The organism is bacterium, from assembly GCA_016716565.1.
In the GTDB taxonomy this organism is placed as follows: domain Bacteria; phylum Bacteroidota; class Ignavibacteria; order Ignavibacteriales; family Ignavibacteriaceae; genus IGN2.
Genome location: JADJWC010000001.1, coordinates 284410 through 310427, shown reverse-complemented (window position 1 = coordinate 310427; position 26018 = coordinate 284410). Strand labels below are relative to the sequence as shown.

Below are 26018 nucleotides of genomic sequence, written 5' to 3'. Positions count from 1 at the left end.
CTTCGTTAAACCAAAAATTCTATTTTATCTGTTTGACAGTTTCGATAATTCCCTCTTCATAACTAATTGGCTTATAATTAAATGCTTTTTCAAATTTTGTACTGTCAAAAAGATAATCGAATTCATTTTGGTAAAGCATTTCGTTGTTTTCTTTTATTACCTTGTTAAACAATCCGAGCATTGAAAGCATCCACTTTTTAACGACCATATATTCAGGCTTAACTTTCATCGCTTTTGCAGCAAGTTCAACAAACTCTTTTCCGTTTAGTACGTTTTTGTTTGTTGGTAAATGCCAGATTTGATTGTAGGCAGAATCTGTATTACCAAGAATTGCTGTTCCCCTTCCCGCATCCGGAGTATAAGTAAATGAATGCTTTTTGTTAACATCAAGCATCCACTGTGCTTTCTTTCCTTTTTTATAATTCTCGAAAACCATAATGTTTACAAAACTTAGCGGTGTATTAGGTCCATAAAAGTCTGCGGCTTTTGCTATTATCGCTTTAAGGTTTCCCTGCTTTACTTCGTTCATTATCATTTCATTTAGCTTTGCTCTTACTTTTCCTTTTTCACTGTCGGGTTTTACCGAAGTTTCTTCCGTCATCCATCCATCAACTTTTCCATAAGAATAAACATTATCAAAGAAAATAAATTTGCTTTTGTTTTTCTTACACGCTTCAATAACGTTCTTCATTATTATGGGCCAGTCTTTCCTCCATACTTTTATATCGTACTGTATTCCGGCAGTTAAATAGACTACTTCAGATCCCTCAACGGCTTTAATGATTTCTTCAGAATTTAGCAGATTTGCACTAACCAGCACGTCGCTATTATTAACTTTTTGGGGGTTGCGGCTCACCAACCTGATTTCATTTGTGTATTCGGGCAATGCTTTAGCAAGCTCTTTGCCAATAACTCCTGTCGAGCCTAAAATTGTCTGCATAATATTCCCTTGAGATTGTTATTTTTTTCAATCATAACCATTATTTGATTAAAATTCAACTTTGAGTATAAAATTGATCGCTTAAATTATCTGTGCAGAATGTTAATTTAGCATTGAAAAATTACTGCTGATTATTAATTTATAATCGGATGAGCTTTATTCCATCTTACAAAAATATTTCTGAAGAAGATTTTGCCCGACGTTTAGCTCGCGCAGATGAAATTATTAAAAGCTGCACCAGTTGTCCGCGAAATTGTCTCGCCGACAGAAGCAAAGGCGAACTTGGAACCTGTCAGAGCAGAGATTTACCGATTGTTTCTTCTTACACTTCTCACTTTGGAGAAGAACCGGTTCTTTCAGGAACTAACGGCGCAGGAAATATTTTCTTCGGCAACTGTAATCTTCACTGTGACTATTGCCAGAATTTTGTAATCAGCCAAAATTCCAAAGCGGAGATTAAAAATGAAGTTTCAATTGAGAGACTCTCTGAAATTATGATTGAGCTACAAAATAGAAATTGCCACAATATTGGATTGGTTTCTCCAACTCATTTTGCGGTACCAATTCTCAAATCAATAAAGATCGCTTCTGACAAAGGTTTAAATCTTCCGATCATTTATAACACAAACGGTTATGATTCGGTTGAAGTTTTAAAACTTTACAAAGATGTGATTGATATCTACCTTCCGGATTTCAAATACGGCAATAATGATTATGGACGACGTTACTCAAAAGTGCCCGACTATTTTGACAAAGTAAAACTTGCAATCACTGAAATGTATGAACAGGTTGGCAGTGAATTAATTTATAATAACGAAGTTGTCGCTAGAGGGCTGATCATTCGCCATCTTGTGCTGCCAAACGGTCTGGCTGATTCAGAAGAAGTCTTCAAGTTTATTTCTGAGCTCGATCCGAAAATTCATATTTCATTAATGGCTCAGTATTATCCAACTAATCGCGCTGAAAGAAATATACTTTTAAACAGATCCGTACGATACTCAGAGTTCGAACGCGTAACACAATTGCTTGATAAATATGGTTTGGAAAACGGCTGGATTCAGGAAATGGAAAGTCATGATTTTTACCGACCTTATTTCCAGGAAGACAGAGAAGATCCGTTTGGCAATAAAAAGCTGATAAACATCTAAAAGAAAATTCCCGATATAATTGTTTGGCCCAAAAGAAAAATTTAGTTAATAGTCAGCCGACACCAAGATAAAGATCGAATTAATATCCAGAACAAGCAACCGAAATACTATTAACCCGATTTTTCCTCTGCTTTAAAGTACCTTCGAGAACTACGCGATTAATATTTCTTTGGCGCAAGAAATTTATTATATAAAATCAGTCCGATAATAGTAACAACGCCGATCATTGAAAAGATAATCCACAATGTGCTTGGTTGGTTTAGATTATCAACAAAGTGCACATAAAGATTTGCGCCAAGAATTCCGCCGATAAAACTTCCGAGCACACCATAAAGAAATGCGTAACCGAGATAAAGAGCTTTTTTATCTTCGGGAGCGATGAGTCCAACGTAGCTGATAAATTTGGGATGTGCTGTCATTTCACCTATCGAGAATATTACTATCCCAAGCATGAAAACCCAGATGTTCGTGTTGATTGCAAGTATTGCCATTCCAATAGTTCCCATTCCAATTCCTGCAATCATTGTTGGAAGCGCCTTGGTATGTTTAACAATGTTTGAAACAACTATTTGCAGCAAAATAATTGTTCCTGCATTAATTACGGTAACATGTTCAATGTCAAACTTCCAGTTTAAATCAATCCCAACACCACTGAAGAGCCCATTCACAAAATTGTTCACCGATGTAGCATCGACATATTTCTGAACATACCATAACACAGAATCAAACATCTGGAAATAAAGAATCCAGAATCCGGAGTAAATAACTATCAGCCCGATAAAGCGGACATCAGTTAAAACCATCACGGCGCCTTTTAAAACCTCGCCTATGGTTTTTGTGTTCTCCGGTTTTTTGGGTTCTTTGTAAACAAGAAGTGTGGGAATCAACATTGATGCTGTTCCTATTGCGGAGGCTAACATTACGTATTGCCAGCCGAATGTACTTATAATATAAGGAACCAGAATAAGCGGAAATAAAAACGCACCCAAATTTATTGACCAATAAAAAATTCCAAATCCCAGCGTGCTGTTGGTTTCGTTGGTTTCTCTTGCAATTGTTCCAGAGATCATAGGTTTAAATGCGCCGGCACCGACTGCCATAACAATTAAGCTTGCAAAAACCATTGCATATTCAGTTGTCTGACTTGTCAGAAAATATCCAAGCCCTAAAAAGATAAAAGCAAAAATCAATGTCTTCCTGTAACCAAACCTCTCACCGATTGCACCGGATAAAATCGGCAGAATATAAAGCAGCGGCTGAATTGTGCTTTTAATAACTCCAACACTTTCTTTAGAAAATTCAAGCTGATCTGTCATATAAACAGAGAGAATACTCATCATTCCATAATAGGATCCTCTTTCAAAAAATTCCATTAATATTACTATCCAGTAATTTTTTGAGAAGGATGATATGCCAGGCTTTTTAGCGGGGATGTTCTCTGTCATTTGGTTTCTCCGGATTTAAAATTGAAGAGTTTTTGGAGCGAAAGTTAGATGCGAAAAGCGATTTTGCCAAAAGAAATCTTCGGTTCCGACATTTAATAATTCAATATTGGACTCAGCCATCTTTCAATTTCTTCAACGCTCATTCCTTTGCGGCGATGATAATCGAGAACCTGGTCTTTTCCAATCTTACCAACTGTAAAATATTTTGCTTCCGGATGAGAGAAGTAAAGACCACACACACTTGCGGCAGGATACATTGCAAGGCTTTCTGTTAGTTTTATTCCCGTGTTCTTTTCAATATCAAGCAAAGAAAAGATAATTGGCTTTTCTGTATGATCGGGTTGAGCCGGATAGCCGGGTGCCGGACGAATACCGGCATACTTTTCTTTTATCAGATCTTCGTTTGAAAAATTTTCATCTTCTGCATATCCCCAGTACTCTTTTCTAACGACTTCGTGAAGATGTTCGGCAAATGCTTCGGCTAGTCTGTCAGCAATTGCCTTAATCATTATGCTATTATAATCGTCGTGTTCTTTTTCAAATTTTTCAACAAGCCTCTCAATTCCGATTCCGGCTGTAACGGCAAACATTCCAATATAATCTTTAACTTGAGTTTCTTTTGGAGCAACAAAATCAGAAAGGGCAATATTTGGTTCGCCGGAAGATTTTTGCATCTGCTGTCTTATTGTATGAAGAACTCTTTTTACTCCGCTTCTTGATTCATCGGTATAAACTTCTATATCATCAACTCCGACAGAGTTTGCGGGAAATAACCCAACAACTCCGTTTGCAGCAAGAAGCTTTTCGTTTATTACTTTGTCTAAAAGATTATTCGCATCTTCAAAAAGTTTTTTTGCTTCTGTTCCAACCGACTTATCTTCAAAAATTGAAGGATACTTTCCTTTCAATTCCCAGGTCATAAAAAAAGGCGTCCAGTCAATATAGTTTCTTAGTGTCGAGAGAGTATAATCTTTCAGGGTTGTTACGCCGAGCTTATTTGGTTTTTTGATCTTTGTTTTTCCCCAATCAACTTTTAGTCTGTTGTTTCTAGCTTCCTCAAGCGAAATGAAATTTTTATCTGACTGTTTTTTAGCATAATCTTCTCTCAGCTTTGAGTATTCTTCTTTGAATGATAGAATAAATTTCTTTCTCTCTTCTTCGTTTTCGCTCAGCAGATTAGAGACAACCGGAACGCTTCGCGAAGCATCCAGCACATGAATAACCGTGCCGCTATAATTCGGTGCGATCTTTACTGCAGTATGAACTCGCGATGTTGTTGCGCCTCCTATCAGCAATGGAAGATTCATTTCCCTTCTATCCATTTCCTTTGCAACATGCACCATTTCATCAAGTGAAGGAGTTATTAATCCGCTGAGTCCGATAATGTCTACTTTTTCATCAAGTGCTGTCTGTAATATTTTATCCGAATGAACCATCACTCCCATATCAATAACTTCATAGTTGTTGCAACCAAGCACAACGCCGACAATGTTTTTGCCTATATCGTGGACGTCGCCTTTAACGGTGGCTAATAAAATCCTACCGGCCTCTCCCCGTCCCTCTCCGAAGGAGAGGGTGGAACTCATTTTTAATTCTAAATCGTTTGAATTAAAAGCATTCTGAATTTTTTCTAATACTTTATCAATCTCATTTATCACTTCTTCATTTTTAAACCTGATTACTTTAAATCCTTGACCATTTAGCCAATTAGTTCTTATCTCATCTGATTCCCGATTCTCTGGTAATTGATGAATTAACCCATCCAATTCAATTATCAGTTTTTTCGAAAGGCAGACAAAATCTGCTATGTATTGTCCAATAATATGCTGTCTTCGGAATTTATAATTATTAAGAGTTTTTGATTTAAGCTGTTCCCATAGAATTAATTCAGAAGTTGTTGGTTTTTCTCGATGAGATTCGGCAAACTTCTTCAGCATAGAATATAAAATTGGATCAGCCGTTTGATACCCATACTCATTATACGTTGCGGGTTTCTTCATTTCTGCCTCTTCCCTTCGGGAAGGGGACGGGGGATGGGCATTGATGTAGGGTTCAAGTATCGCTACCGCTTTTTTCATCACTCTTGCACTCTTAACAACCTGCGGCAAAAACATTTTGCCAGCACCAAACAAATCACCGACGACATTCATTCCCGCCATCAGCGGTCCCTCAATAATTTCAAGAGGCTGAGAATATTTTAGTCTGGCTTCTTCCACGTCTCCATCAATGTGATAAACAATTCCTTTGATCAGCGCATGTTTCAGCCTTTCTTCAACAGGAAGAGTGCGCCATTCGTCTTTTTTCTCTTCTGCCTTATCTTTCTTCTTAATTGTTTCGGCAAACTCTATTAATCTTTCGGTCGCATCTGGTCTTCTATTCAAAATTACATCTTCAACTTTTTCAAGAAGATCTTTTGGAATTTCTTCATAAACTTCGAGCTGACCGGCATTAACAATTCCCATATCCATTCCAGCTTTGATAGCATGGAATAGAAATGCCGAATGCATTGCTTCACGAACGACATCGTTACCGCGGAATGAAAATGAAAGATTGCTTACTCCTCCGCTCACTTTTGCAAGTGGAAGATTTTGCTTTATCCATCTTGTTGCATCTATATAATCAACAGCATAATTATTGTGTTCTTCGATTCCTGTTGCGATTGCAAGAATATTGGGATCGAAAATTACATCCTGTGGAGGAAAACCAATTTCTTTTGTTAGAATATCATAAGCACGTTTGCATATTTGTATTCGTCTTTGAAAAGTATCTGCCTGACCTTTTTCATCGAATGCCATCACAATTACTGCCGCACCGTAGCTTAATACTTTTCTGGCATGTTCTTTAAAAACCTCTTCGCCTTCTTTCAAAGAAATTGAGTTTACAATTCCTTTGCCTTGAAGACATTTTAATCCCGCTTCTATTACTGTCCACTTTGATGAATCAATCATTATAGGAAGCTTCGCAATATCCGGCTCTGCTTCAAGAAGATTCAAAAACTTAGTCATCGCAGCTTCTGAGTCAAGCATTCCCTCGTCCATATTGATATCAAGAACCTGCGCCCCGCCCTCTACCTGATCGCGCGCAACAGAAAGTGCTTCATCATATTTGTTTTCTCTGATGAGACGAGCAAACTTTTTTGAACCAGTAACGTTCGTTCTTTCTCCTATATTCATAAAATTAGAGTCGGGTCGAAGAATAACAGGCTCAAGTCCGCTCAATCTTAAATAAGGCTCCTGCTTTTTCGGAATTCTTGGTTTGTAATTTTTTACCAAGCCGGCTATTTCATTAACGTGATCTGGTGTTGTTCCGCAGCATCCGCCGACAATATTTACAAATCCGCTTTTCAAAAAGTCATCGAGCACGCTTGCCATTATTTGGGGTGTTTCATCATAACCACCCATTTCGTTTGGAAGCCCCGCATTAGGATAAACCGATAAAAATTTATCTGACACATTCGAAAGGTCTTCAACAAAGGGTCGCATTTGTTTTGCACCGAGTGCACAATTCAAACCGACACTAACAAGGTTTTTTACGTGAGAAACAGAAATATAAAAAGCTTCAACTGTTTGTCCTGATAATGTTCTTCCGCTTTGGTCAACTATCGTCCCGGAGATCATTAAAGGAATTTCAAGATTTTTTTCATTCAAATAATTTTGAACTGCTAAAATTGCAGCCTTTGAATTAAGGGTATCGAAAATCGTTTCAATTAGGATTATATCAACACCGCCATCAATAAGACCTCTTGCTTGTTCATAATATGCAAACACTGTCTGGTCAAAAGTTACTGCGCGGTATCCAGGATCGTTAACGTTGGGAGAAAGTGAAAGAGATTTATTTGTTGGTCCTAATGCTCCTGCAACTAAATGATTTTTATTTGGATATTTTCTGTTGAACTCTTTTGTAACTTCTTTTGCTATTTTTGATGCTTCAAAATTTATTTCGTAGACAAATTCTTCTGTGTGATAATCAGCTTGAGAAAATCCGTTTGCGTTAAAAGTATTCGTTTCAATGATATCCGCGCCGGCTTCAAAATATGCACGATGAATTCCTTTTATAATTTCCGGCTGGGTAATTGAAAGCAGATCATTATTGCCCTTAAGATCATGCGGATGATCCTTGAATCGCTCACCACGAAAATCTTCTTCCGTCAAATTGTGGCGCTGGATCATCGTGCCCATTGCGCCATCGATAACAAGAATTCTCTCTTCTAATAATTTTCTAAAATTTTCAACTGTTAGTTTCATAAACTTTCTATTATTTGTCATTGTGAATTCCGCTTTAGCGGGATGAAGCAATCTATAAAGATTACTTCGTCGCTCTCGCTCCTCGTAATGACAGCATTAGTTATTTAAAATGAAAAACCTCTTCAGATGATATGAAGAGGCGTAAAACATATCTTCATCTCATCTTTCCCTCCACAATTGTGAAAGGCAGGATTTAGCACCCGACATCCGGAAAAATCCGAACCGGCTGCTACGGCATCAACGGGCCTGTTCCCTACGCCGTTCTTGATAAGAATTGTATTTATAAAGAACTAATAAAACCCGCTTCAAATATATGAATTATACTTTCTTTGTCAATAAAATAATTGATCAATCTATTAATTTTAAACTGTCAACTACCTTTAAAACACATTCAAATATGGCTAAATTGCCCAAGTTAAAAACAAAGGACTTTCAAACATGATCATAGTAACCGGCGGCGCAGGATTTATCGGAAGCGCAATTGTCTGGCGGCTAAATCAGCTCGGCGAAAATAAAATTATAATAGTTGACGAACTAGGCACAGACGAAAAATGGAAAAATCTTGTCTCATTGAAATTTGATGATTTTGTCCACAAAGATGACTTCATTTCGATGGTGGTTGATAGAGACATTCCATTTGAGATCGAGGCAATCATTCATATGGGCGCAAATTCTTCAACAACAGAAAAAGACGCAGATCATCTATTCTCAAATAATTATCTGTATACAAAAGAACTTGCTAAATACTGTCTCGAAAAGAATCTCCGTTTTATCTATGCATCATCTGCGGCAACCTATGGTAACGGTTCACTTGGTTTTGATGATGATGAAAACAAACTCGAAACGCTTCGCCCCTTGAATATGTACGGTTACTCAAAACAATTATTCGATCTTTGGGCAAAACAAAACCGTGCTTTCGACAAAATTGTTGGACTCAAATATTTCAACGTTTACGGTCCGAACGAATATCACAAAGGAGATATGCGTTCAGTTGTTCACAAAGCCTTTGAACAAATTCGGGATACAGGAAAAGTGAAATTGTTCAAATCGCTAAATCCAAAGTATAAAGATGGTGAGCAGCTTCGTGATTTCATTTATATTAAAGATGCCGTTGAGATGACTTTGTACTTCTTAGATAAGCCGGCTGTGAATGGATTATTTAATCTCGGGACGGGAAAATCAAGAACCTGGAATGATCTTGTAAAATCAATTTTCATAGCAACGAACAAACCAGCAAACATCGAGTACATCGATTTGCCTTCACATCTGCGGGAAAAATATCAATACTTTACCGAAGCGAATATGAACAAAATAAAAAAAGTCGGCTACAACTCATCTATCACTGCTTTGGAAGATGGTGTTGCCGACTATGTTAAAAATTATTTGCTCGGGAAACAGTATCTGGGAGCTTAAATACTATCGGTAAGAATCCTCGTCATCTTCTTCTTCAAACAGATCATCTTCATCATCCGGAAAGTCATCTTCTATTAAATCGTCTTCGGAAGGCTCGGCATCGAAAGGGTTATCCTCTTCCTCCTCTTCTTCATAATAGTCGTCTTCTTCATCAAAGTCATCATCTTCGTCTTCGTCTTTTTTCTTTTTCTTGGCAGCATTAAGCGTGTATTGATCTTCCTCAAAACTAAGCTGTCTGCTGATTTCATTAAAGTCAACAGCGTTCTCGGTTAAATCGCTTTCGTTTATTTCCATCGAACTATTTTCCCACATTTTATGTGTGTTCCTTCAGATTTTTTTCAAAAATACGTTTTAATATTTACAATAATAATTTTATTTACAAATGATTTTTTTGCTACGGCTTAAAATATAATTTCCTAAATAATCTACAAATACTTATTTCGGTCAAAGCATTATTTTGGGACAATCAAAATATTATTTTAGGAAAATATGAAACTTGCAACACTTTGTTATGTAATTGATAAAAAGGACAATTCAACCTTAATGATTTATCGGAATAAAAAACAAAACGATTATCACGAAGGAAAATGGAATGGTCTCGGAGGAAAATTTGAGCCGGGCGAATCTCCCGAAGAATGCGCAATCAGAGAAATTGAAGAAGAGAGCGGATTAAAAGTTAACTCGGTTAAAATGAAAGGATTTATAACCTTTCCTTTGTTTGATGGAAAAGACGATTGGTATGTCTTTCTTTTCACTTCTGAAGAGTTTGCGGGTGATTTGATCGACTCTCCCGAGGGGAGGCTTGAATGGATTCCAAATGAAAAGTTAACTGAAATCGGATTGTGGGATGGAGATAAGATTTTTATTCCCTGGTTATTCGAAGATAAGTTTTTTAGTGCGAAGTTTAATTATGAAAACGGAAAGTTTGTCGATTATTCTGTGATCTTCCATTAAATAAAAATGAGTTTTTCCTCCAAAGCAAAAAAATACTTCGCCAGCTTAAAATCATATGGATTAAACGTGCGCGGTGTCGCCCTTATAAATCCCTACGAAAATCATGAGGTAAGAAAGGTCGTCGAGAATTTCTATACAAAATTTTACACTGACCAATCTGAACGTCTCTTCATTATTGGTATAAACCCCGGAAGATTCGGTGGGGGCTTAACGGGTATTTCTTTCACCGATCCGGTTGCTTTACGTGAACAATGCGGTATTGAAAATAATCTCGGAAATAGAAAAGAACTCTCCAGCAAATTTGTTTACTCGGTAGCAGAAAAATATGGGGGAACAAATAAATTTTTCTCAAATGTTTTCCTTACGGCTTTGTACCCGTTTGCTGTAATCAAGAACGGAAAGAACTATAATTATTATGATGAAAAATCACTGGCTGAAAGGCTGAGATTGGAGATAATTCAGAATATCAAAGCACAAATCGATTTCGGTGCCAGAAGAGATGTTGCTGTCCTTCTTGGAAAGAAGAATGCAGAATATTTTTCGGCACTCAACGACGAGCAAAAATTTTTCAGAAAAATTGTGGTATTGGAACATCCAAGATACATAATGCAGTATCGCTTAAAGCTGGTTGATAAATACATAGACAAATATATTTCAGCAATCACCCGATAAAACAGTATGAACAATTATCTTACAACAAATTATGATTTAAATAGTGTTGACTTGGTTTCTGTAATTGATGAGCTTCCTCTCTGGTCGGCACCATTCGGTCTGCGTCTTCTTGAAAAAATCAATTATAGAAAAAACCTTGTCGCGCTTGATATCGGTTCCGGAACTGGTTTTCCTTTACTTGAAGTTGCAATGCGTCTTGGAAATTCCTGCAAGGTTTACGGATTAGATCCCTGGGAAGCCGCATTGGAACGAGCTAAAAATAAAATTAAAATTTATGGCATTCACAATTGTGAGTTGTTTTGCGGCGTTGCGGAAAAAATTCCTCTGCCTGATATGTCGGTTGATCTGATATTTAGCAACAATGGGTTAAACAATGTCAATGATATCGAAACAGTTATGATGGAATGTAAAAGAATTTGTAGGCCCGGCGCCCAGCTCGTATTCTCTTATAATACGGATAAAACGATGTTTGAGTTTTATTCGGTGTTGGAAGAAGTTCTTCTTAAAAAAAATATGCAAGCTGAATTGGACATGATGAAAAAGCACATCTATCAAAAGAGAAAACCCGTAGACGAATATGTCTGTCTTCTGAAGAAATACGGTTATGGTGTTGACGACACATCTGAACATAAATTTGATTACAGGTTTGTCGACGGAACAACGATGCTGAATCATTTCCTTATAAAGCTGGCTTTTATTGAAAGCTGGAAAAATATAATTCCTGAATCTTTACGCGTGGAAATATTTTCGGAGATCGAAAAACGACATAATGAACATTCAAATAACGCTCGTTTTCTAACGCTTACGATTCCTTTTGTAATTATAAACGCAACAAAAAATTAATTTCCGCCTTTATAATGTTGCCCTAGTGTTATTTCTTGAGACCATCATCAGGAAATTGAATTTTTCGGGATATATTTTAGAGAGGAAGTTTAATATATTTCTTTCGTAAACATTCCTTACATCAATTAACTATAGTATCGGAAAAAACATGACACGGAATAACCTGCTGCATAAAATTTTACATTATCTAAACCTTGAGGGCGAGGTTGATGATTATGAGAAAATTCATGAAACCATCCAGCGCGATGTTGTTTTCAAAGGCACAAATCTCTGGATATTAATGTTTGCAATTATAGTCGCCTCGGTTGGTTTAAATATGAATTCAACCGCGGTAATTATCGGCGCCATGTTAATTTCTCCGTTGATGGGCCCGATAAACGGAATGGGATACAGCATCGCAACATACAATTTGCGTTTGTTCAGATTTTCAGTGAAGAATTTCACGTTCGCGGTATTTGCCAGCCTTGCTGCTTCAACACTTTATTTTGCTGTTACTCCAATATCAACGGAACACTCTGAGCTGCTCGCAAGAACAAGTCCAACTATTTACGATGTGCTTATTGCTTTGTTTGGTGGGCTTGCAGGAATCGTAGCAATAACAAGCAAGCAAAAGGGAAATGTAATTCCTGGTGTTGCTATTGCAACCGCGCTGATGCCTCCATTGTGTACCGCCGGATATGGACTTGCAACCGGCAAAATGAATTTCTTTTTTGGTGCTATTTACTTGTTTACAATAAATACTGTTTTTATAGCTCTTTCATCCGTTTTAATCTCGCAACTATTGAAGTTTCCCATAAGGACTATCGTGGATGAAGATCAAAGAAAAAAAGTTAACGGGTGGATAACGGTTGTTATAATTATTGTGTTAATACCCAGTATATTTTTTGGTTACAAGCTTATCCAGAACGAAAAGTTTAAAGAAATGGCATCTATGTTTATCGAAAGCGTAAGCTTCTTTGGGGGAAACTATCTTTTAAAGTCAGAGGTTTCTCCCGAAAAGAGAGATATAAAATTAATCTATGGTGGATCTGCCCTCACCGAAGACCAGAAAAATCAGATAAAGCAGAGAGCCAACGACTTCTTAATAGATGAATCATCAATTGAAATTCAACAGGGTTTTACCCTAGAAGCATTGAGAACAAAAACGAGTGAGGCTGAAAAACTTCAGCTCGAAATTAATACTTTGAAGATGGCGTTGATAAATAAAGAAAAACAGGTTGACAGTTTGATGAATAAAGGAATGATCGGCAAGCAAGTTTTAGAAGAGATCCGGGCTGTTTTTCCTCAAATCACCGGATGTTCAATCTCTGACTCCTTTGTTTTCCAGGATACGGCCTCGGTTCCCAAAAAAATAAAACTGGTTGTATTCGAAACAAACAGAAAGGGCTTGCTTAATAAAGACAAAGAAAAAGTAAATGAGTGGGTAAAGAAACGGCTTGATTCAGAAGACATGAGAATTTTATACAATAATTGATTTAAGCGAAATAATTTATAAGATATCCCCAGATAATTGAAACTAAAAGAGCAATTATCAGAGCGCGGAACGCGGTTTTCATATTTCCATCTTTAAATAATACGATCGGGCCAAAGCCTGCCCCCGTGCTGAGTCCAGCAATAGTGGCCCCAATCGATAATCCTGTATGCAAAAAAGCTTCTGCAATTGCTATTGATGCAGCACAATTTGGAATTAACCCAAATAGTGCGGCTGCAAAAATCTGAATGTTCGGATGAGCTTGAATTGATTTAACAAGCTGCTCAGAATCAAATAAAGATAAAATTAATAATATTCCTATCGTTATCAGCAGCACCCAGAAATAAATTCTAAGTGTTCTTTTAATTGCATGCAGGGTAATTTCCTTATAAATGGTTTTTTCCAACTCGTGTTTTATTTCTACTGCATGCGATGACTTGACTTCGGGCAAAGGACCATCATAAAGTTTATTACCCAATGCAAAATCAATAGCATAACCCGAAACAACGCCTATTAATAACTTCAATCCGATTATATAAAATATCATTTCTGATTGCTCAAGATGAGCAATCAGAACCGGTAAAGCTTCGTCAGATGTAGCAAGATATGTTGCTATAAGAGTTCCTAGAGTTACGCGACGTGAAAGAAAAAGTGTTGTTACAAATACTGACATCCCGCATTGGGGAATTATTCCAAGTAGTGTTCCAGCAAGCGGGCCAAGTGGTCCTGAAATTTTTAATTTAGAAATTAGATCTAGTTGTTTAGTGTGAGAGAAATATTCAAGAAGAAAATACAAAAGAAATAGAACCGGTATCATCAGATAGGTATCTGCTAACGAACCAAGTATTATCTCAAAAATTCCTGAGTGCTGATGATTGTGCATATTTGTAATCGATGTTAAAGATTGTTCTTTGTTAGAAAATCTTTAATCGCTTTATTAACAGCATTAGGATTTTCGATGGGCGTCATATGTCCGGCCTTTTCAACTAAAACAAATTTCGCGTTGGGAATTTTGTCTGCCATTGACATCATTACGTCCGGTGGTGTAAGATTGTCTTCGCTTCCGCCAATCATGAGAGTAGGAATTTTTATATTTGGAAGAGTTGCGGTAGTGTCCGTTCTGCCAAGCATTGCTAGCAAACAGCCTTTAACTCCAATCTGATTATTCTTTTTAGATCGATCAACAACTTTTTTATATTCTGTATTATTGTCTTTTACAAACATTTCGCCAAAGCAGTTCAGGACGAAAGCTTCGATAAATTCATCAAACCCGCCTGAGTTTATCTGCTTTATAGCCGTAACTCTTTTTAATTTTCCCTCGTTATTATCTGCTTCAGATTTGGTATCGCATAAAATCAACGCGCTAAATTTACTTTGAAATCTCTCCATGGCCCTTAATGAAATATAGCCACCCATTGATAGTCCGCAGAGAATGGGTTTTTCTAAATTTAATTCGTCAACTATTTTTTCCAGGTCATCAACAAACGCCTCCATAGTAAATTGTCCGTCGCCTGCGGGAGAATTGCCTAGTCCACGGATATCATAAGAAACGCAGAGATAGTATTTGCCGAAATACTCAATTTGGTCTTTCCACATTAGGTGGTCATAAGGGAACCCATGAATAAACACTATTGGTTTTAAGTTGTTGCTGCCCGATAGGAAAACCTTTAGATCATTAATGTTTTTTTCCATCATTATCCGTTAAAAATTTTGATAAACCCGAATGAAATTTAATCCATTATGTCTTATTATTCACATTAAAATTAATATTTTTATTGTTTCAAATTTTCGCTGATAATAGAAAGTGCCTTCATGAAAATTGCCTTTGTTTCAACCGAATGTGTTCCTTACGCAAAAACCGGCGGACTAGCCGACGTTGCCGGTTCGCTCCCTGCTGAACTTGCAAAACTTGGATGTGATGTCAAAATATTTGTTCCCAAATACTCCCTGATTGATGAAAACAGACATGGATTAAAGTACAATTGGAATATTGGAGAAATGCCAATAAGAATTAATGGCATAATCCGTTCAGTTCATGTTCACCAGAGTAAATTGCCAGGAACCGAAGTTGATGTTTATTTTGTTGATTGTCCACATTACTTCTATCGTCACATTATTTATACAAACGATCATGATGAAGATGAAAGATTTATCCTCTTCTCCAAGGCAGTAATTGAAACGCTGCAGCGACTTCAGTGGGCGCCGGACGTTATTCATTGCAATGATTGGCAAACAGGCTTACTTCCGTTGTTCATCAAAGATAATTATAGCTGGGATAGATTTTTCGATAAGACCGCAACATTGCTTACAATTCACAATATTGGCTACCAGGGATTGTTTTCAAAATCAGTTTTGTTCGGCGCAGAGATACGCGGCGATTTATTTTATTCAGGAAGCCCAATCGAGCAAACAGGCGGTGTGTCGTTTTTAAAAGCCGGCGTGTCTTTTTCTGATATCATTAATACAGTAAGCAACACTTACTCTCACGAGATACTAACCGCAGAATACGGTGCCGGGCTTGAATCAACACTGCGGCAGCGAAAGGAAGATTTGTATGGAATACTGAACGGTGTTGATTATAATATCTGGAACCCCGAAACAGACAAGCATATTCCATATAAATATTCGATAAACGATATGGGCGGAAAATATCTAAATAAAAAATATTTGCTTAATCATTTTGGTATCAAGCCAGATGTAAATATTCCGCTGATTGGAATCGTATCCAGAATGGTGACGCAAAAAGGATTTGATATCTTTGCTGATTCAATAAATGAACTTATGAATCTTGAAGCTCAATGGATTATTCTTGGAAGCGGAGAAGATAAATTCGAAGATCTGTTCAGATGGCTTTCAACTGAGTTTCCGGGAAAAGTTGGCGCATACATTGGTTATAACAACGAGCTTTCTCATTTGATCGAGGCTGGCGCCGATATGTTTTTAATGCCTTCAAGATATGAGCCTTGCGGACTTAATCAAATTTACAGTCTTAAATATGGAACGGTTCCGATTGTAAGAAAAACCGGAGGTCTCGCAGACACAGTAAAAGACTGGGATGAACAAAGTCATTTTGGATTTAAAGACGGGAACGGTTTTTCGTTTTATGACTATTCCGGTTATGCATTATACAAATCTGTTGAGCGAGCTGTCAATACTTTCAAGCAACCGAAAATCTGGAAAAAAATTCAAGCAAACGGAATGGCGTTAGACTTTAGCTGGACCCGGTCCGCTGAAAAGTACGTCGAACTTTATAAACTCGCTGTCGATAAAAGGACAGGTAAATAGTTTTCCTTTTGCGGTCACATTTTTAAACTTCTATGGCTCACATCAATATAGAAATAAAGGCAAGAACATCCCGTATTGAAGAAATAAGAGAAACATTAAAAAAGTGCGGTGCCGATTTTAGGGGAACAGATAATCAGGTAGATACATATTTCAAAGTTAACCAAGGCAGATTAAAATTAAGAGAAGGAAATATTGAGAACCACCTCATCTATTATGAAAGAGAAGATATTGCCGAGCCCAAAAAATCCGTAGTTATCCTCTACAAAAACCTTCCCGGTTCAAATTTAAAAGAAATATTAACAGGATCTTTGGGAATTAGGGTTGTTGTCGATAAGAATCGGGAAATATATTTTATAGAAAACGTAAAGTTTCACCTTGATGTTGTTCGCGGGCTGGGCAGCTTTGTTGAAATCGAGGCAATTGACCTGGATGGCAGCATAGGAGAAAAGAAACTGTATAAGCAATGTAGTTATTATCTTGATTTGTTTGGATTAACTAAAGAAGATCTGATAACTACTTCGTACAGTGATTTGCTCTTAGCTAAAAATTGATTGCGTGCCCAATGGAAAAATAAAACAATACGTCACCCCACACAAAGGAATCTTCCGTCAATCCCTGACTAATTATAAGGCTTCTGCCAATTGAAAAGTCCGCCGGGCCGACCGGTGTATCAAATGAAATCGCTCCGCCTATGCCATGCCGTAAATCCTTAAATCTTATTTGTTCTTGTTGTTCCCACGTAGAACCAACATCATACCTGAACCATGTATAAGTATCAAAAAATATTTTAAACGGAAGCTTGTATTGATACATAACAGAGGTTAAAAATATCTGCCTTCCTCTGAACTCGTTCTGGTGTGCGCCGAAGAAGGAATATAATCCACCAAGCATAAACTGTTCGCTAAGCGGAAGGGTTTTATCTCCAAAACCAATCTGAATCCTTGGTGAAAGAACCTGGCGTGGAGACAATTTAAAATAATATCTCAGATCCGCGCTGAACAAAAGATAGCTTTCATCGCCGCCGAGAAAACTTTGAGCAGTTTCATAAATACCATTAAACAAAAGACCGTCATCGGGATATGGATATCTGTTTTGATTATCAACAATTGCGTCGATCTTTAAGCTTACGATTTTAGTTTCATAAGGAGCTACTGTGGTGCCTTCTTTATTTTTAATCTCGTCATGCTGGTATTTTCCTGTGAAGATCAACTTCCCAAACTTTTCGAGCTGCGAACCAATCGAAAAAGATCCACCATAAAAAATTTGCCGGTATTTTCCTCTGTAATCACTCGAGAATGTGTTGCCGGATTCCGAGGTGTTTTGAGTGTAAACATCTATATCGCTGAATTTATAATATGCGCTCAATTTATAAGTAAAATATGTGTTAAGAATCCTGTATGAGATGTGCTCAAGAATATATGCTCTGTTGCTGGCACCACCGAAAAGAAAAAGTCCAAGTTCGGTGCCTGAATGAAGAAGATTAACATCTCTTATATCAACACCAAGCTGTGCGTTATAAGCGTTATCTACTAAAAATCCTATTTTTAACAGGCTTGAGATTTTTTCATTGACATCCAGATTTAGAAACGTGCCGGAATCATTTTGTTCTACCGTTAAATTAATATCATCAAAAAGCCCGCTGGCTCTGAGTCTCATCAAACCATTTTCAAGATCAGAATAAACAAGATACTCCCCCCGCCTTAATATTTAACTCCCGGTTGATAACCGTTTTGCTTGTTTCACTATTAATGTTCACCTTAGAGATTAAGCCGCCATCAAATTCAAGAACGAGCTTGCCAGTATTTTCATCGAAGTTATGACTTTTTAGTTTGAATAATATGAAGCCTTTTCTTTTATAATCAACAATCTGTTTTCTTACGACATCATAAATAAATTTGCCTGAATATGGTTTTCCGCTGAGCGAATTAATCAGAGATATTGCGCCGGATGAATCCATGATTCCATTTGAGATGATCTCAACTTCGTTAATTTTGGGATTAAGTGAATATTGAAAAATTATTTGGTTTGTGTCCTTTTTCTCTTCAACCATTACTGATAACGAGTCGAAATATCCTTTGTTGTAAAGTTCTGCTGCATCTTTAAATATCTCGTAGCTCGAAACAGAATCCATCTGTGCGTATTTCTCCAAATATTCTTTTTCAAATTCACCCGGGTTTTTGGGCGTCCCCGGATTTTTCACCCAGAATATTTCTATCCCCGAGTTAAAAATCATAATGGAGTCTATCTGTCGTTCGATCTCTCGTGTAAGTTTTTTTGTATACGTGTAACCTGTTAAAATCAACGAGTCAATATTTGTAAAATCGGTCGATGTCCATTCGTCAATATCGGGCTTTATAAGAAAATCAGCATTTGATAGTTCTGCCTGCTCAAGTTTCTTCATGGGAATGCTAACTGTTTGATCAGCAATGTTCCATGGAACTTCCAGATCGTCTTTTTCCCTAAGGTTGCTGGTTGTGTTAATTGCTATTACGTAATCTGCGCCCATATCCATTACTGTGTTTATGGGAATGTTTGAAACAAGTCCGCCGTCAACAAGGGTAAGGGTATCAACCACAACCGGTGCAAGCAAAAAAGATACGCTTGAGCTGGCTCTCATTGCTCGCGACAAAGAACCGTCTGAAAGTATAACCAGCTGTCCATCAATCAGGTTAGTACACACAGCTCTGTATCTTACTAATAAATCATCAAAATTATTTTCCGGAACGACGGGCGCAGATAAGCAAAGAAGCGCCAGATAATTAGAAAGTCGCAGCCCTTCATTAAAAGATGTTGGAAGTACCGGACTAAATCCATCGAGTCTTAATGTGAAAAGCGAACGGTCTTCACCTATTTTTTGATCAATAAAAAGCTCTCTTCTCTCCGATGGATTGTTTATTGAGAGAAGCCGGTCCCAGTCAGTACTTTTAACTATTGAGTCTAATTCTTCAATAGAGTATCCCGAAGCGAATGCGCCGCCAATAATGCTTCCAATGCTAGTTCCTGCAATCATTGATATGTCTATGCCTTCTTCCTGAAAGGCTTTAAGAACGCCAATTTGAGCCAAACCCCGGGCACCACCGCCGCTCATTGCTATTCCTACTTCTGGGTAAGCCGATAGAATTTTATGGTGAAGTCCGTAAGGAAGGTGTTTTGTCTTTGTTTGAATAGAAATAACCCTTGCTTCCTGCGCATTCAAATTAGTAAGAAGCATTAAGAAAATGATTAAAAATATTTTCTTAAAAAAGTTCACGATTCAAAGTTATGAAAAGGATTTTAAAGTCGGCGTGACTTTGGGAGTCTCTTCTGGTTCTTTTTTACTTTTTATTTTTCTGTTGTTGTTTTGCCTGTTGTTCTGCTGCATCCATAAGTCTTTGCATGAATCCCTTTTTTCTTTTTGATGGATCGACAGGAACCAGTTCAACATCGTCCTTCTTTTGATTTATATAATATTGCTGTGCAATTGAAAAAACGTTGAACATAAAATAATAGAGGTTCAGCCCGGAAGGGAATGTCATAAATAAAATCGTCAGCATAATCGGCATCATATATACAAGAGCCTGTTGTTTTGGGTCTTTAATAGACATCTTTTGTTGAAAGAAAGTCGTAACGCCCATCAATAATGCAAGCCCGCTAATTTCCTGAATGCCAAAAAGAGGAAGCTTAAAACCGAGATCAAAAATCACATCCGGTACGGAAAGATCATTTATCCAAAAAATAAACGGCTGCTGTCGCAGCTCAATCGCCGCCTGGAATAGTCCCCACAATGCAATAAATATTGGCATCTGCAAAAGTATCGGCAAACATCCACCTGCAGGATTTACGCCGTATGTTTGATAGAGCTTCATGGTTTCTTTATTCATCTTCTGCGGATCGTCTTTAAACTTTTCTTTAAGTTCTGTGATCTTCGGTTGAAGCAACTGCATTTTTTTCATCGACTGGAAGCTCTTCCGCGTGAGAGGATATACCACAATCTTTATTATCAACGAAAATACAATTATTACAAATCCATAGTTTGGAATAAAATTATTCAAAAATTTAAACAACGGAAGCAAGAGGTATTCTGCAATGGGTCTGACAATAAATTTTAATCCGAAAAATGTTCCAAAGTCCACCAGCGCAGTAAGATTGTTGTTTATTTCTTTCAGCTGATCATAGTCAACCGGGCCGATGTATATATCTACCGATCGCTTTTCGGGGTTCGAACCTTTAAATGGAACAACAAGCCGGACATTATAAATTTCTTTAAGTCCAAGATTTTTGGTTGGAAATGTTTGCCCCTCAACATAAGCTCCCTCTATTTGGCTGGGGTCAGAAGGAATCATTATCGCGGCAAAGTATTTGTTTCTCACTGCCAGCCAATCAACCCTGCCATTAAAGTCCCGAGTAATCTTTTCGCCGTCTCCGGGTGCATCAACTACAACCTTTTCGTCACCGTAAAAAACATCCGCGCTTGAAAAGGTCGCTTCGTTTACAATGTTTTTTTCCACAGGTCTAATACCAGATTCCCAGGAAATGTCGTAAGTATTATCGGTTATAATTCCATTGAAGTCATAAAAAGAAATATCGCTGCTTATTAAGTAGCTCCCGGCACGAAATAAATATTTTTTTTCAATTGCTTTTGTCGGACCAAGTTCCATTCTGAAGATTAGGGTCAAAGAGTCGGTCCCTGTTAACGTTTGTTTGCTTCCAGTAGAGGAGCTGAAGTTCAGGTCAGCTGTGTTTATTGCTTTTCCTTCTGAACTTATAAACGAAATGTTATATGTGTTGCTTACAGAATAATTAATTAACTGTACGGAGTTGCTATAATAATTTCCATCATTATCATCGGCAGAATACCAGTTGTTAAATTTCTTTAAATAAACCTTGTGAAAATTTGCGCCCTTTGTTGACAGCTCATAAATAGCAAGATCTGTTTCTATTGTTATTATACGTCCCGAGTCCACCGCGACACTTGAAAATAATCCAAGAGATGTTTCTTCTTGAACCGATTCGGTCTGGAGCGCTTTGTTTTCTTCTATCTGCTGTTCTTCTTTTAGCTCCCCGGGCTTGTTTTCAACAACTGATGTTGTGTCCTTTGCTGGTGGCTGTAGCTTTTCTTGGTCAGGGGTATTAATAAAAAGCCAGATTATTAATATGGCACCAATAAGTACAAATGCTATTGTTGTATTCTTATCCAAGATGTTCCATTTATTTTATATACTATTATGAAAACCACTGTATAATCAGTTGTGGTTGTTTTCCGATGAAATACTTTTTAGAATGTCAGTTACGCCCGAATGGACTTCATAAAGAAATAATTTTTTTTTGTTTCTTTGGTTTGTCCTGTTTGGAGAGAAAACTATCAGCAGGCACAAGTCTTTTTTAGAAATAATCTCAGTTAATTTTTTTAATTCGCGTCTTACAGATTCCCTTATCAGTCTTTTAAATCTATTTCGCCAGACACTGTTTCCAGATTTTGAAGGTATTGCGATTGCCGTTTTAACTTTCCAATTCTCTCCGTTATCAACAAACAAATATGCAGCTTTAACATAGCCTGCTTCAGATTTTATGGTTTTTCCCTTCTTAAAAACAAGATTGAAATCAAGTTCTTTTTTCAGCGTTTCAAAATTGTTTGTTTGCCTTTCCACTTCTTTAAACTAAAGACTATTCATCGCTAACTGTCAGCTTTTTTCTTCCCTTTGATCTTCTTCGCGATAGAACTGTTCTTCCGTTTTTAGTTTTCATCCTCTCACGGAATCCATGCTTGTTCTTTCTTTTTCTATTGCTCGGCTGATATGTTCTTTTCATTTTTCTACTCCATTTTCATTAAAAAAGAGCACAAAAATAACCCGATGCTGCCTTATTATCAAGAAGTTTATTTTTCATCGTTGAGGGATACGATTATCTTCCAAAAGAAAGTAAAAATTAATTTGTTCTGAACACAATCAAGTATTATTTTTTGACCGAGCGGCTATCTTTTCAAAATGTTGATAACTTGTGAGTTTCTCTTTCTTGTGGAAACGTTTCACAAATTCAGCTATGCAAATTTCTTGTTTGATGGTGTCATCCATGTGTGATAGTTTTTTACAAAGCGCCGGAAGTTGTTTGTTTATTATGATTTACGCCGTATTATCTGATGTTCATAACTTGTGCTTAGCTAAACTTTAAGGTTGATCATTTTTTAATTTCGCCCTCATAATAGTGTCTATATTATAACCCAAACCTGTGGATAAGTAACATTGGAACAGCTTGATATTAAAGAAAATATGACTGTTAACGACCACCTTAGCGTGTGGAAATCCTGTCTTTTAAAGATCAAAGAAAACGTTTCTATGATGACCTACAACACGTGGTTTTTACCTATTAAGCCGATTGAATTAAATGAAAGCACTTTAAAAGTTCAAATTCCAAGTCAGTTTTTTTGGGAGTGGATAGATGAGCATTTTAATGGATTAATTTCTAGATCAATTACAGATGTTTTGGGCAATGATGCAAAGCTAACATATGTTATTTCAGAAGATATTCCGGTTGTCGAAACACAAAACAAAGGTAATGGAGATATTTCCAGCAACACTTTGGAAAAACCTAAAATTAAACACTCGTTTGAATCAAATCTTAATCCCAGATATACTTTCGATAATTTCATAAAGGGAGAAGGAAACCAGCTTGCACGAGCTGCTGCCGGTGCAATTAGTGATAACCCGGGAGGTACTTCCTTTAATCCTCTGTTTTTATATGGCGGGGTGGGGCTTGGGAAAACCCATCTGATTCAGGCAATTGGAAATCAGATTGTAAAAAATTTTCCCGAGAAAAAAGTTATTTACCTGTCATCTGATATTTTCACTGTTGAGTTTGTAGAATCTATTCAAACTAACAGAGTAAATGAGTTTTCAAATTTTTATAGAAGCATGGACGTTCTTATTATAGATGATATTCAGTTTTTAATAGGAAAAGAAAAAACACAAGATCTTTTTTTCCACATTTTCAATACCCTTCATCAATCAAGAAAACAAATTATCTTATCCAGCGATAAACCGCCAAAAGATCTGAAGGGTCTTGATGAACGATTAATTTCCAGGTTTCAATGGGGACTAACCGCCGATATTCAACCACCGGAACTTGAAACAAGAATAGCTATCCTCAAACGAAAAGCTGAGTCTTATGGAATGGTTGTTTCCAATGAAATCTTGGAGTACATCGCTTCAAACATTACCTCTAACATAAGAGAGCTTGAGGGTTGTCTTATTAAACTTTTAGCAAGTGTCTCGCTCAGCTCTAAAGAAATTACTTTCGATCTGGCTAAAAAGACTGTTAAAGAAATTGCTACCGACAGAAAAACGAGTACATTGACAATTGAAACCATCACAAAAGTTGTTTGTGAGCATCTTGGTGTTGCCGAAAACAAAATACGTGATAAAACCAGAAAAAAAGAAATTGTTCTTGCAAGACAAATAGCAATGTATCTTGCAAAAGAATTAACATTGTCCTCTTTAAAAACAATTGGACTTCATTTCGGTGGAAGAGACCACTCTACAGTAATTCATGCTTGTAACAGCATTGAGGATATGAAGATTAAGGATCCTAGCTTAAATAACGTAATAGATGAAATTAGAAATAAAGTTGAGCTTGCTTCGTAGTTGTTAGTAATTTGTTCTAATGTTGAGGTTACTTTGTTAATAAAATGAAGATATTAACAGTAATAATTGTAAGTCTCTCTTTTTAATAATTAATGAACATCAATACCTATTTTGATTCTCTTCTAAGTGTTTAGAAATACAGCAGTTATTGTATAATTAACATACTAACATGGTAATATTTACTATTATTAAGTAAAAATATAATCTCATATATATTAATTGTGTGTTCATATATAGTAAATTGGGGTGAATTATTTTGGTATTTTCGTATGCTTTTTGGTCTGTTTTTTGAGTCTAAAAGCCAATAAAACTAATAACAATCCATAGAAAAGTTATGAAACAAAAAGTTATTTATATTGCTTTGGTTATACTATCAATCAGCTTACTTAGCTGCTCAGATGGACCAATAAATAAAATTACCCTGCAGAACATAGCTGCGGGTGATGTATATTTAAACTTCCGCGGTACACAGGTTAATGTTCCGAGTGGTCAAACAGTTGAGCTACAAGACATTGATAAAGGAGAATATGAATATGAAACAGTGTATTCTATTCCTGCCGGGGCAACTAGTTTTAGCGCCGAAGGAGAAATGTCAGGCACATTAACTCTTGGATCCGGAACAAAAATACTTGTTATTTATTCCAGTGTCCTTAGTCAAGAAGGCGCCTATACAATATATGCAAGTGTTACCAGCTCAGATGATGTATCGGAAGAAGGAATACTTCCTGATCCGATTGGCCCATAGTCGAGAAAGAAAATAATTTAATCCCACGTTATAGTTTTTATACAGATTGCAAGCACACTATTGTGTGCTTGTAATCGTTGTTATTCCCTTCCAAATTTAGTATTTTTCTGTGCTTTAATAGGAGAGCAATTAATGGAATTCAAAGTAAACAGTAAAATACTAGAAAAGATACTTTCCAAGATTATACCTGCCGTTCCTGCCAGAACACCAATGCCAATTTTGGAGAACTTCTTATTCGAAATAAAGAGCGGACAACTTCTTATTTATGCAACAGATCTGGAAATCTCGCTCAAATCATCAATAAATGTAGCCGCTTCAGAGAACATAAGTATTGTCATTCCTGCCAGGCTTATGTATGATGTTGTAAGATCAATGGATGATGTTCAAATAAATTTTAGTACTGATGGTAACAGCAAGCTTAAACTGACTACCGATAATGGAGTATACAATATTGGTTATTCACCGTCAGAAGATTTTCCGGAAACTCCGGCAATATCAAAAAGCAAAGAGTTAATTTTAAACGGAAAAGATTTAAAGAAGGCAATAGATCAAACATCATTTGCTATGAGTAAGGAAGATATGCGGCCCGCGATGACAGGAACACTTTTCGAGTTTACTTCAGAGGGGCTCAAGTTTGTTACGACAGACGGGCATCGTCTGGTAAGATTAATCTACAAAAATATTAAATCAGGATCTGAAGAACAGTATATCGTTCCCGAAAGAGCAATATCCGTTCTGTCAAAACTTTTAGGCGAATCAGATGTTAAAATATATCCTGGTAAATCACACATCTCATTTATTATTGGGGATGTTGAATTCAGCTCAAGACTTATTGCTGAAAAATATCCGGCATATAGCAGTGTTATTCCGCTTGAAAACGAAAACACTCTAAAAATTAAAAGACATGAGTTACAATCTACTATAAAAAGAATGATGCTCTTTTCATCTTCAAATTCCAAGCAGGTGAAGTTTTCTATCGGCAAGAACAATATTGTTGTGTCTGCCGAAGATATAGATTTAGGCTCCAATGCGGTTGAGAAAATTCCTTGTGAATACAGTGGTGAACAAATGGACATAGGCTTCAACACACAGTATGTAAACGATATTTTATCTCATGTTGATGACGATGAGGTGATTTTTAAACTGCATTCACCAACTAAAGCATGTATTATTGAACCAGGGAAAAAACAGGAAAATGAAGATCTAATGTTGCTTTTGATGCCGGTTCGATTAAATACTTAA

Annotated in this window: 22 protein-coding genes and 1 riboswitch; of the genes, 11 read left to right on the top strand and 11 right to left on the bottom strand. The window is 36.8% G+C overall.

Annotated features, from left to right (window positions below; translation table 11 throughout):
* Positions 1-19: 19 nt before the first annotated feature.
* On the bottom strand, positions 20-940 hold the full coding sequence (locus tag IPM14_01420) for an NAD-dependent epimerase/dehydratase family protein (GenBank protein MBK9096782.1): 921 nt from the start codon (positions 938-940) through the stop codon (positions 20-22).
* A 149-nt stretch (positions 941-1089) separates the two neighbouring features.
* Here IPM14_01420 and IPM14_01415 point away from each other — a divergent pair, with 149 nt between their 5' ends.
* Entirely contained in the window at positions 1090-2088 is a 999-nt protein-coding gene (locus tag IPM14_01415) for a radical SAM protein (GenBank protein MBK9096781.1), read from the top strand.
* Between the two features lie 158 nt (positions 2089-2246).
* Here the strand turns inward: IPM14_01415 and IPM14_01410 are convergent, their stop codons facing one another.
* On the bottom strand, positions 2247-3533 hold the full coding sequence (locus IPM14_01410) for an MFS transporter (protein ID MBK9096780.1): 1287 nt from the start codon (positions 3531-3533) through the stop codon (positions 2247-2249).
* Between the two features lie 92 nt (positions 3534-3625).
* A complete protein-coding gene (gene metH / locus IPM14_01405; GenBank protein MBK9096779.1) occupies positions 3626-7777 on the bottom strand; it encodes a methionine synthase in 4152 nt (1383 codons plus the stop codon).
* Positions 7778-7933: 156 nt separating this feature from the next.
* Positions 7934-8051: riboswitch (SAM riboswitch) on the bottom strand.
* A 164-nt stretch (positions 8052-8215) separates the two neighbouring features.
* On the opposite strand from metH, the gene rfaD reads away from it, so the two are divergent.
* Positions 8216-9190, top strand: a complete 975-nt coding sequence (gene rfaD / locus IPM14_01400; GenBank protein MBK9096778.1) for an ADP-glyceromanno-heptose 6-epimerase — start codon at positions 8216-8218, stop codon at positions 9188-9190.
* 3 nt (positions 9191-9193) lie between these two features.
* Here rfaD and IPM14_01395 read toward each other — a convergent pair whose 3' ends face one another.
* Positions 9194-9502 (bottom strand): hypothetical protein, encoded by a 309-nt coding sequence (locus IPM14_01395; protein MBK9096777.1) that lies wholly within the window; start codon positions 9500-9502, stop codon positions 9194-9196.
* Positions 9503-9679: 177 nt separating this feature from the next.
* On the opposite strand from IPM14_01395, the gene IPM14_01390 reads away from it, so the two are divergent.
* From IPM14_01390 to IPM14_01375, 4 genes are all read left to right on the top strand, one after another.
* Positions 9680-10144, top strand: a complete 465-nt coding sequence (locus tag IPM14_01390; protein MBK9096776.1) for an 8-oxo-dGTP diphosphatase — start codon at positions 9680-9682, stop codon at positions 10142-10144.
* Between the two features lie 6 nt (positions 10145-10150).
* A complete protein-coding gene (locus tag IPM14_01385; GenBank protein ID MBK9096775.1) occupies positions 10151-10816 on the top strand; it encodes a DUF4918 family protein in 666 nt (221 codons plus the stop codon).
* Between the two features lie 6 nt (positions 10817-10822).
* Positions 10823-11659, top strand: coding sequence for a class I SAM-dependent methyltransferase (locus IPM14_01380; GenBank protein MBK9096774.1), 837 nt, complete (start codon positions 10823-10825; stop codon positions 11657-11659).
* Between the two features lie 148 nt (positions 11660-11807).
* A complete protein-coding gene (locus IPM14_01375; GenBank protein ID MBK9096773.1) occupies positions 11808-13133 on the top strand; it encodes a DUF389 domain-containing protein in 1326 nt (441 codons plus the stop codon).
* A 1-nt stretch (position 13134) separates the two neighbouring features.
* Here the strand turns inward: IPM14_01375 and IPM14_01370 are convergent, their stop codons facing one another.
* Positions 13135-14013 carry an arsenic efflux protein gene (locus tag IPM14_01370; protein MBK9096772.1) on the bottom strand — a complete coding sequence of 293 codons (879 nt, stop codon included), beginning with the start codon at positions 14011-14013 and terminating at the stop codon, positions 13135-13137.
* Between the two features lie 14 nt (positions 14014-14027).
* Positions 14028-14822: an alpha/beta fold hydrolase gene (locus IPM14_01365; protein MBK9096771.1), complete on the bottom strand. Its 795-nt coding sequence runs from the start codon at positions 14820-14822 to the stop codon at positions 14028-14030.
* A 120-nt stretch (positions 14823-14942) separates the two neighbouring features.
* Between IPM14_01365 and glgA the strand changes: the two genes are divergently transcribed.
* Both glgA and IPM14_01355 read left to right on the top strand, forming a co-directional pair.
* Positions 14943-16415, top strand: a complete 1473-nt coding sequence (gene glgA, locus IPM14_01360) for a glycogen synthase GlgA (protein MBK9096770.1) — start codon at positions 14943-14945, stop codon at positions 16413-16415.
* A 32-nt stretch (positions 16416-16447) separates the two neighbouring features.
* The gene (locus IPM14_01355; GenBank protein ID MBK9096769.1) at positions 16448-16966 is read left to right on the top strand and encodes a class IV adenylate cyclase; all 519 of its coding nucleotides are present in this window, start codon (positions 16448-16450) and stop codon (positions 16964-16966) included.
* Here IPM14_01355 and IPM14_01350 read toward each other — a convergent pair.
* From IPM14_01350 to rpmH, 5 genes are all read right to left on the bottom strand, one after another.
* Positions 16956-18074, bottom strand: a complete 1119-nt coding sequence (locus IPM14_01350; GenBank protein ID MBK9096768.1) for a BamA/TamA family outer membrane protein — start codon at positions 18072-18074, stop codon at positions 16956-16958. The genes IPM14_01355 and IPM14_01350 overlap by 11 nt on opposite strands.
* A 13-nt stretch (positions 18075-18087) precedes the next feature.
* Positions 18088-19626, bottom strand: coding sequence for a patatin-like phospholipase family protein (locus IPM14_01345; GenBank protein ID MBK9096767.1), 1539 nt, complete (start codon positions 19624-19626; stop codon positions 18088-18090).
* 103 nt (positions 19627-19729) lie between these two features.
* Positions 19730-21592, bottom strand: a complete 1863-nt coding sequence (yidC, locus tag IPM14_01340; GenBank protein MBK9096766.1) for a membrane protein insertase YidC — start codon at positions 21590-21592, stop codon at positions 19730-19732.
* Positions 21593-21637: 45 nt separating this feature from the next.
* Positions 21638-22042 carry a ribonuclease P protein component gene (locus IPM14_01335; protein MBK9096765.1) on the bottom strand — a complete coding sequence of 135 codons (405 nt, stop codon included), beginning with the start codon at positions 22040-22042 and terminating at the stop codon, positions 21638-21640.
* A 16-nt stretch (positions 22043-22058) separates the two neighbouring features.
* Entirely contained in the window at positions 22059-22202 is a 144-nt protein-coding gene (gene rpmH / locus IPM14_01330; GenBank protein ID MBK9096764.1) for a 50S ribosomal protein L34, read from the bottom strand.
* Between the two features lie 458 nt (positions 22203-22660).
* Between rpmH and dnaA the strand changes: the two genes are divergently transcribed.
* The 3 genes from dnaA (at position 22661) to dnaN (ending at position 26018) form a co-directional block, all read left to right on the top strand.
* Positions 22661-24031 carry a chromosomal replication initiator protein DnaA gene (dnaA, locus tag IPM14_01325; GenBank protein MBK9096763.1) on the top strand — a complete coding sequence of 457 codons (1371 nt, stop codon included), beginning with the start codon at positions 22661-22663 and terminating at the stop codon, positions 24029-24031.
* 334 nt (positions 24032-24365) lie between these two features.
* Positions 24366-24776: a hypothetical protein gene (locus tag IPM14_01320; protein ID MBK9096762.1), complete on the top strand. Its 411-nt coding sequence runs from the start codon at positions 24366-24368 to the stop codon at positions 24774-24776.
* 132 nt (positions 24777-24908) lie between these two features.
* Positions 24909-26018, top strand: coding sequence for a DNA polymerase III subunit beta (dnaN, locus tag IPM14_01315; GenBank protein MBK9096761.1), 1110 nt, complete (start codon positions 24909-24911; stop codon positions 26016-26018).

Coding starts and splice junctions, on each gene's coding strand:
- IPM14_01420 (MBK9096782.1), bottom strand. CDS start 940: ATGCAGACAATTTTAGGCTCGACAGGAGTTATTGGCAAAGAGCTTGCT.
- IPM14_01415 (MBK9096781.1), top strand. CDS start 1,090: ATGAGCTTTATTCCATCTTACAAAAATATTTCTGAAGAAGATTTTGCC.
- IPM14_01410 (MBK9096780.1), bottom strand. CDS start 3,533: ATGACAGAGAACATCCCCGCTAAAAAGCCTGGCATATCATCCTTCTCA.
- metH (MBK9096779.1), bottom strand. CDS start 7,777: ATGAAACTAACAGTTGAAAATTTTAGAAAATTATTAGAAGAGAGAATT.
- rfaD (MBK9096778.1), top strand. CDS start 8,216: ATGATCATAGTAACCGGCGGCGCAGGATTTATCGGAAGCGCAATTGTC.
- IPM14_01395 (MBK9096777.1), bottom strand. CDS start 9,502: ATGTGGGAAAATAGTTCGATGGAAATAAACGAAAGCGATTTAACCGAG.
- IPM14_01390 (MBK9096776.1), top strand. CDS start 9,680: ATGAAACTTGCAACACTTTGTTATGTAATTGATAAAAAGGACAATTCA.
- IPM14_01385 (MBK9096775.1), top strand. CDS start 10,151: ATGAGTTTTTCCTCCAAAGCAAAAAAATACTTCGCCAGCTTAAAATCA.
- IPM14_01380 (MBK9096774.1), top strand. CDS start 10,823: ATGAACAATTATCTTACAACAAATTATGATTTAAATAGTGTTGACTTG.
- IPM14_01375 (MBK9096773.1), top strand. CDS start 11,808: ATGACACGGAATAACCTGCTGCATAAAATTTTACATTATCTAAACCTT.
- IPM14_01370 (MBK9096772.1), bottom strand. CDS start 14,013: ATGCACAATCATCAGCACTCAGGAATTTTTGAGATAATACTTGGTTCG.
- IPM14_01365 (MBK9096771.1), bottom strand. CDS start 14,822: ATGGAAAAAAACATTAATGATCTAAAGGTTTTCCTATCGGGCAGCAAC.
- glgA (MBK9096770.1), top strand. CDS start 14,943: ATGAAAATTGCCTTTGTTTCAACCGAATGTGTTCCTTACGCAAAAACC.
- IPM14_01355 (MBK9096769.1), top strand. CDS start 16,448: ATGGCTCACATCAATATAGAAATAAAGGCAAGAACATCCCGTATTGAA.
- IPM14_01345 (MBK9096767.1), bottom strand. CDS start 19,626: ATGCTTCTTACTAATTTGAATGCGCAGGAAGCAAGGGTTATTTCTATT.
- rpmH (MBK9096764.1), bottom strand. CDS start 22,202: ATGAAAAGAACATATCAGCCGAGCAATAGAAAAAGAAAGAACAAGCAT.
- dnaA (MBK9096763.1), top strand. CDS start 22,661: ATGACTGTTAACGACCACCTTAGCGTGTGGAAATCCTGTCTTTTAAAG.
- IPM14_01320 (MBK9096762.1), top strand. CDS start 24,366: ATGAAACAAAAAGTTATTTATATTGCTTTGGTTATACTATCAATCAGC.
- dnaN (MBK9096761.1), top strand. CDS start 24,909: ATGGAATTCAAAGTAAACAGTAAAATACTAGAAAAGATACTTTCCAAG.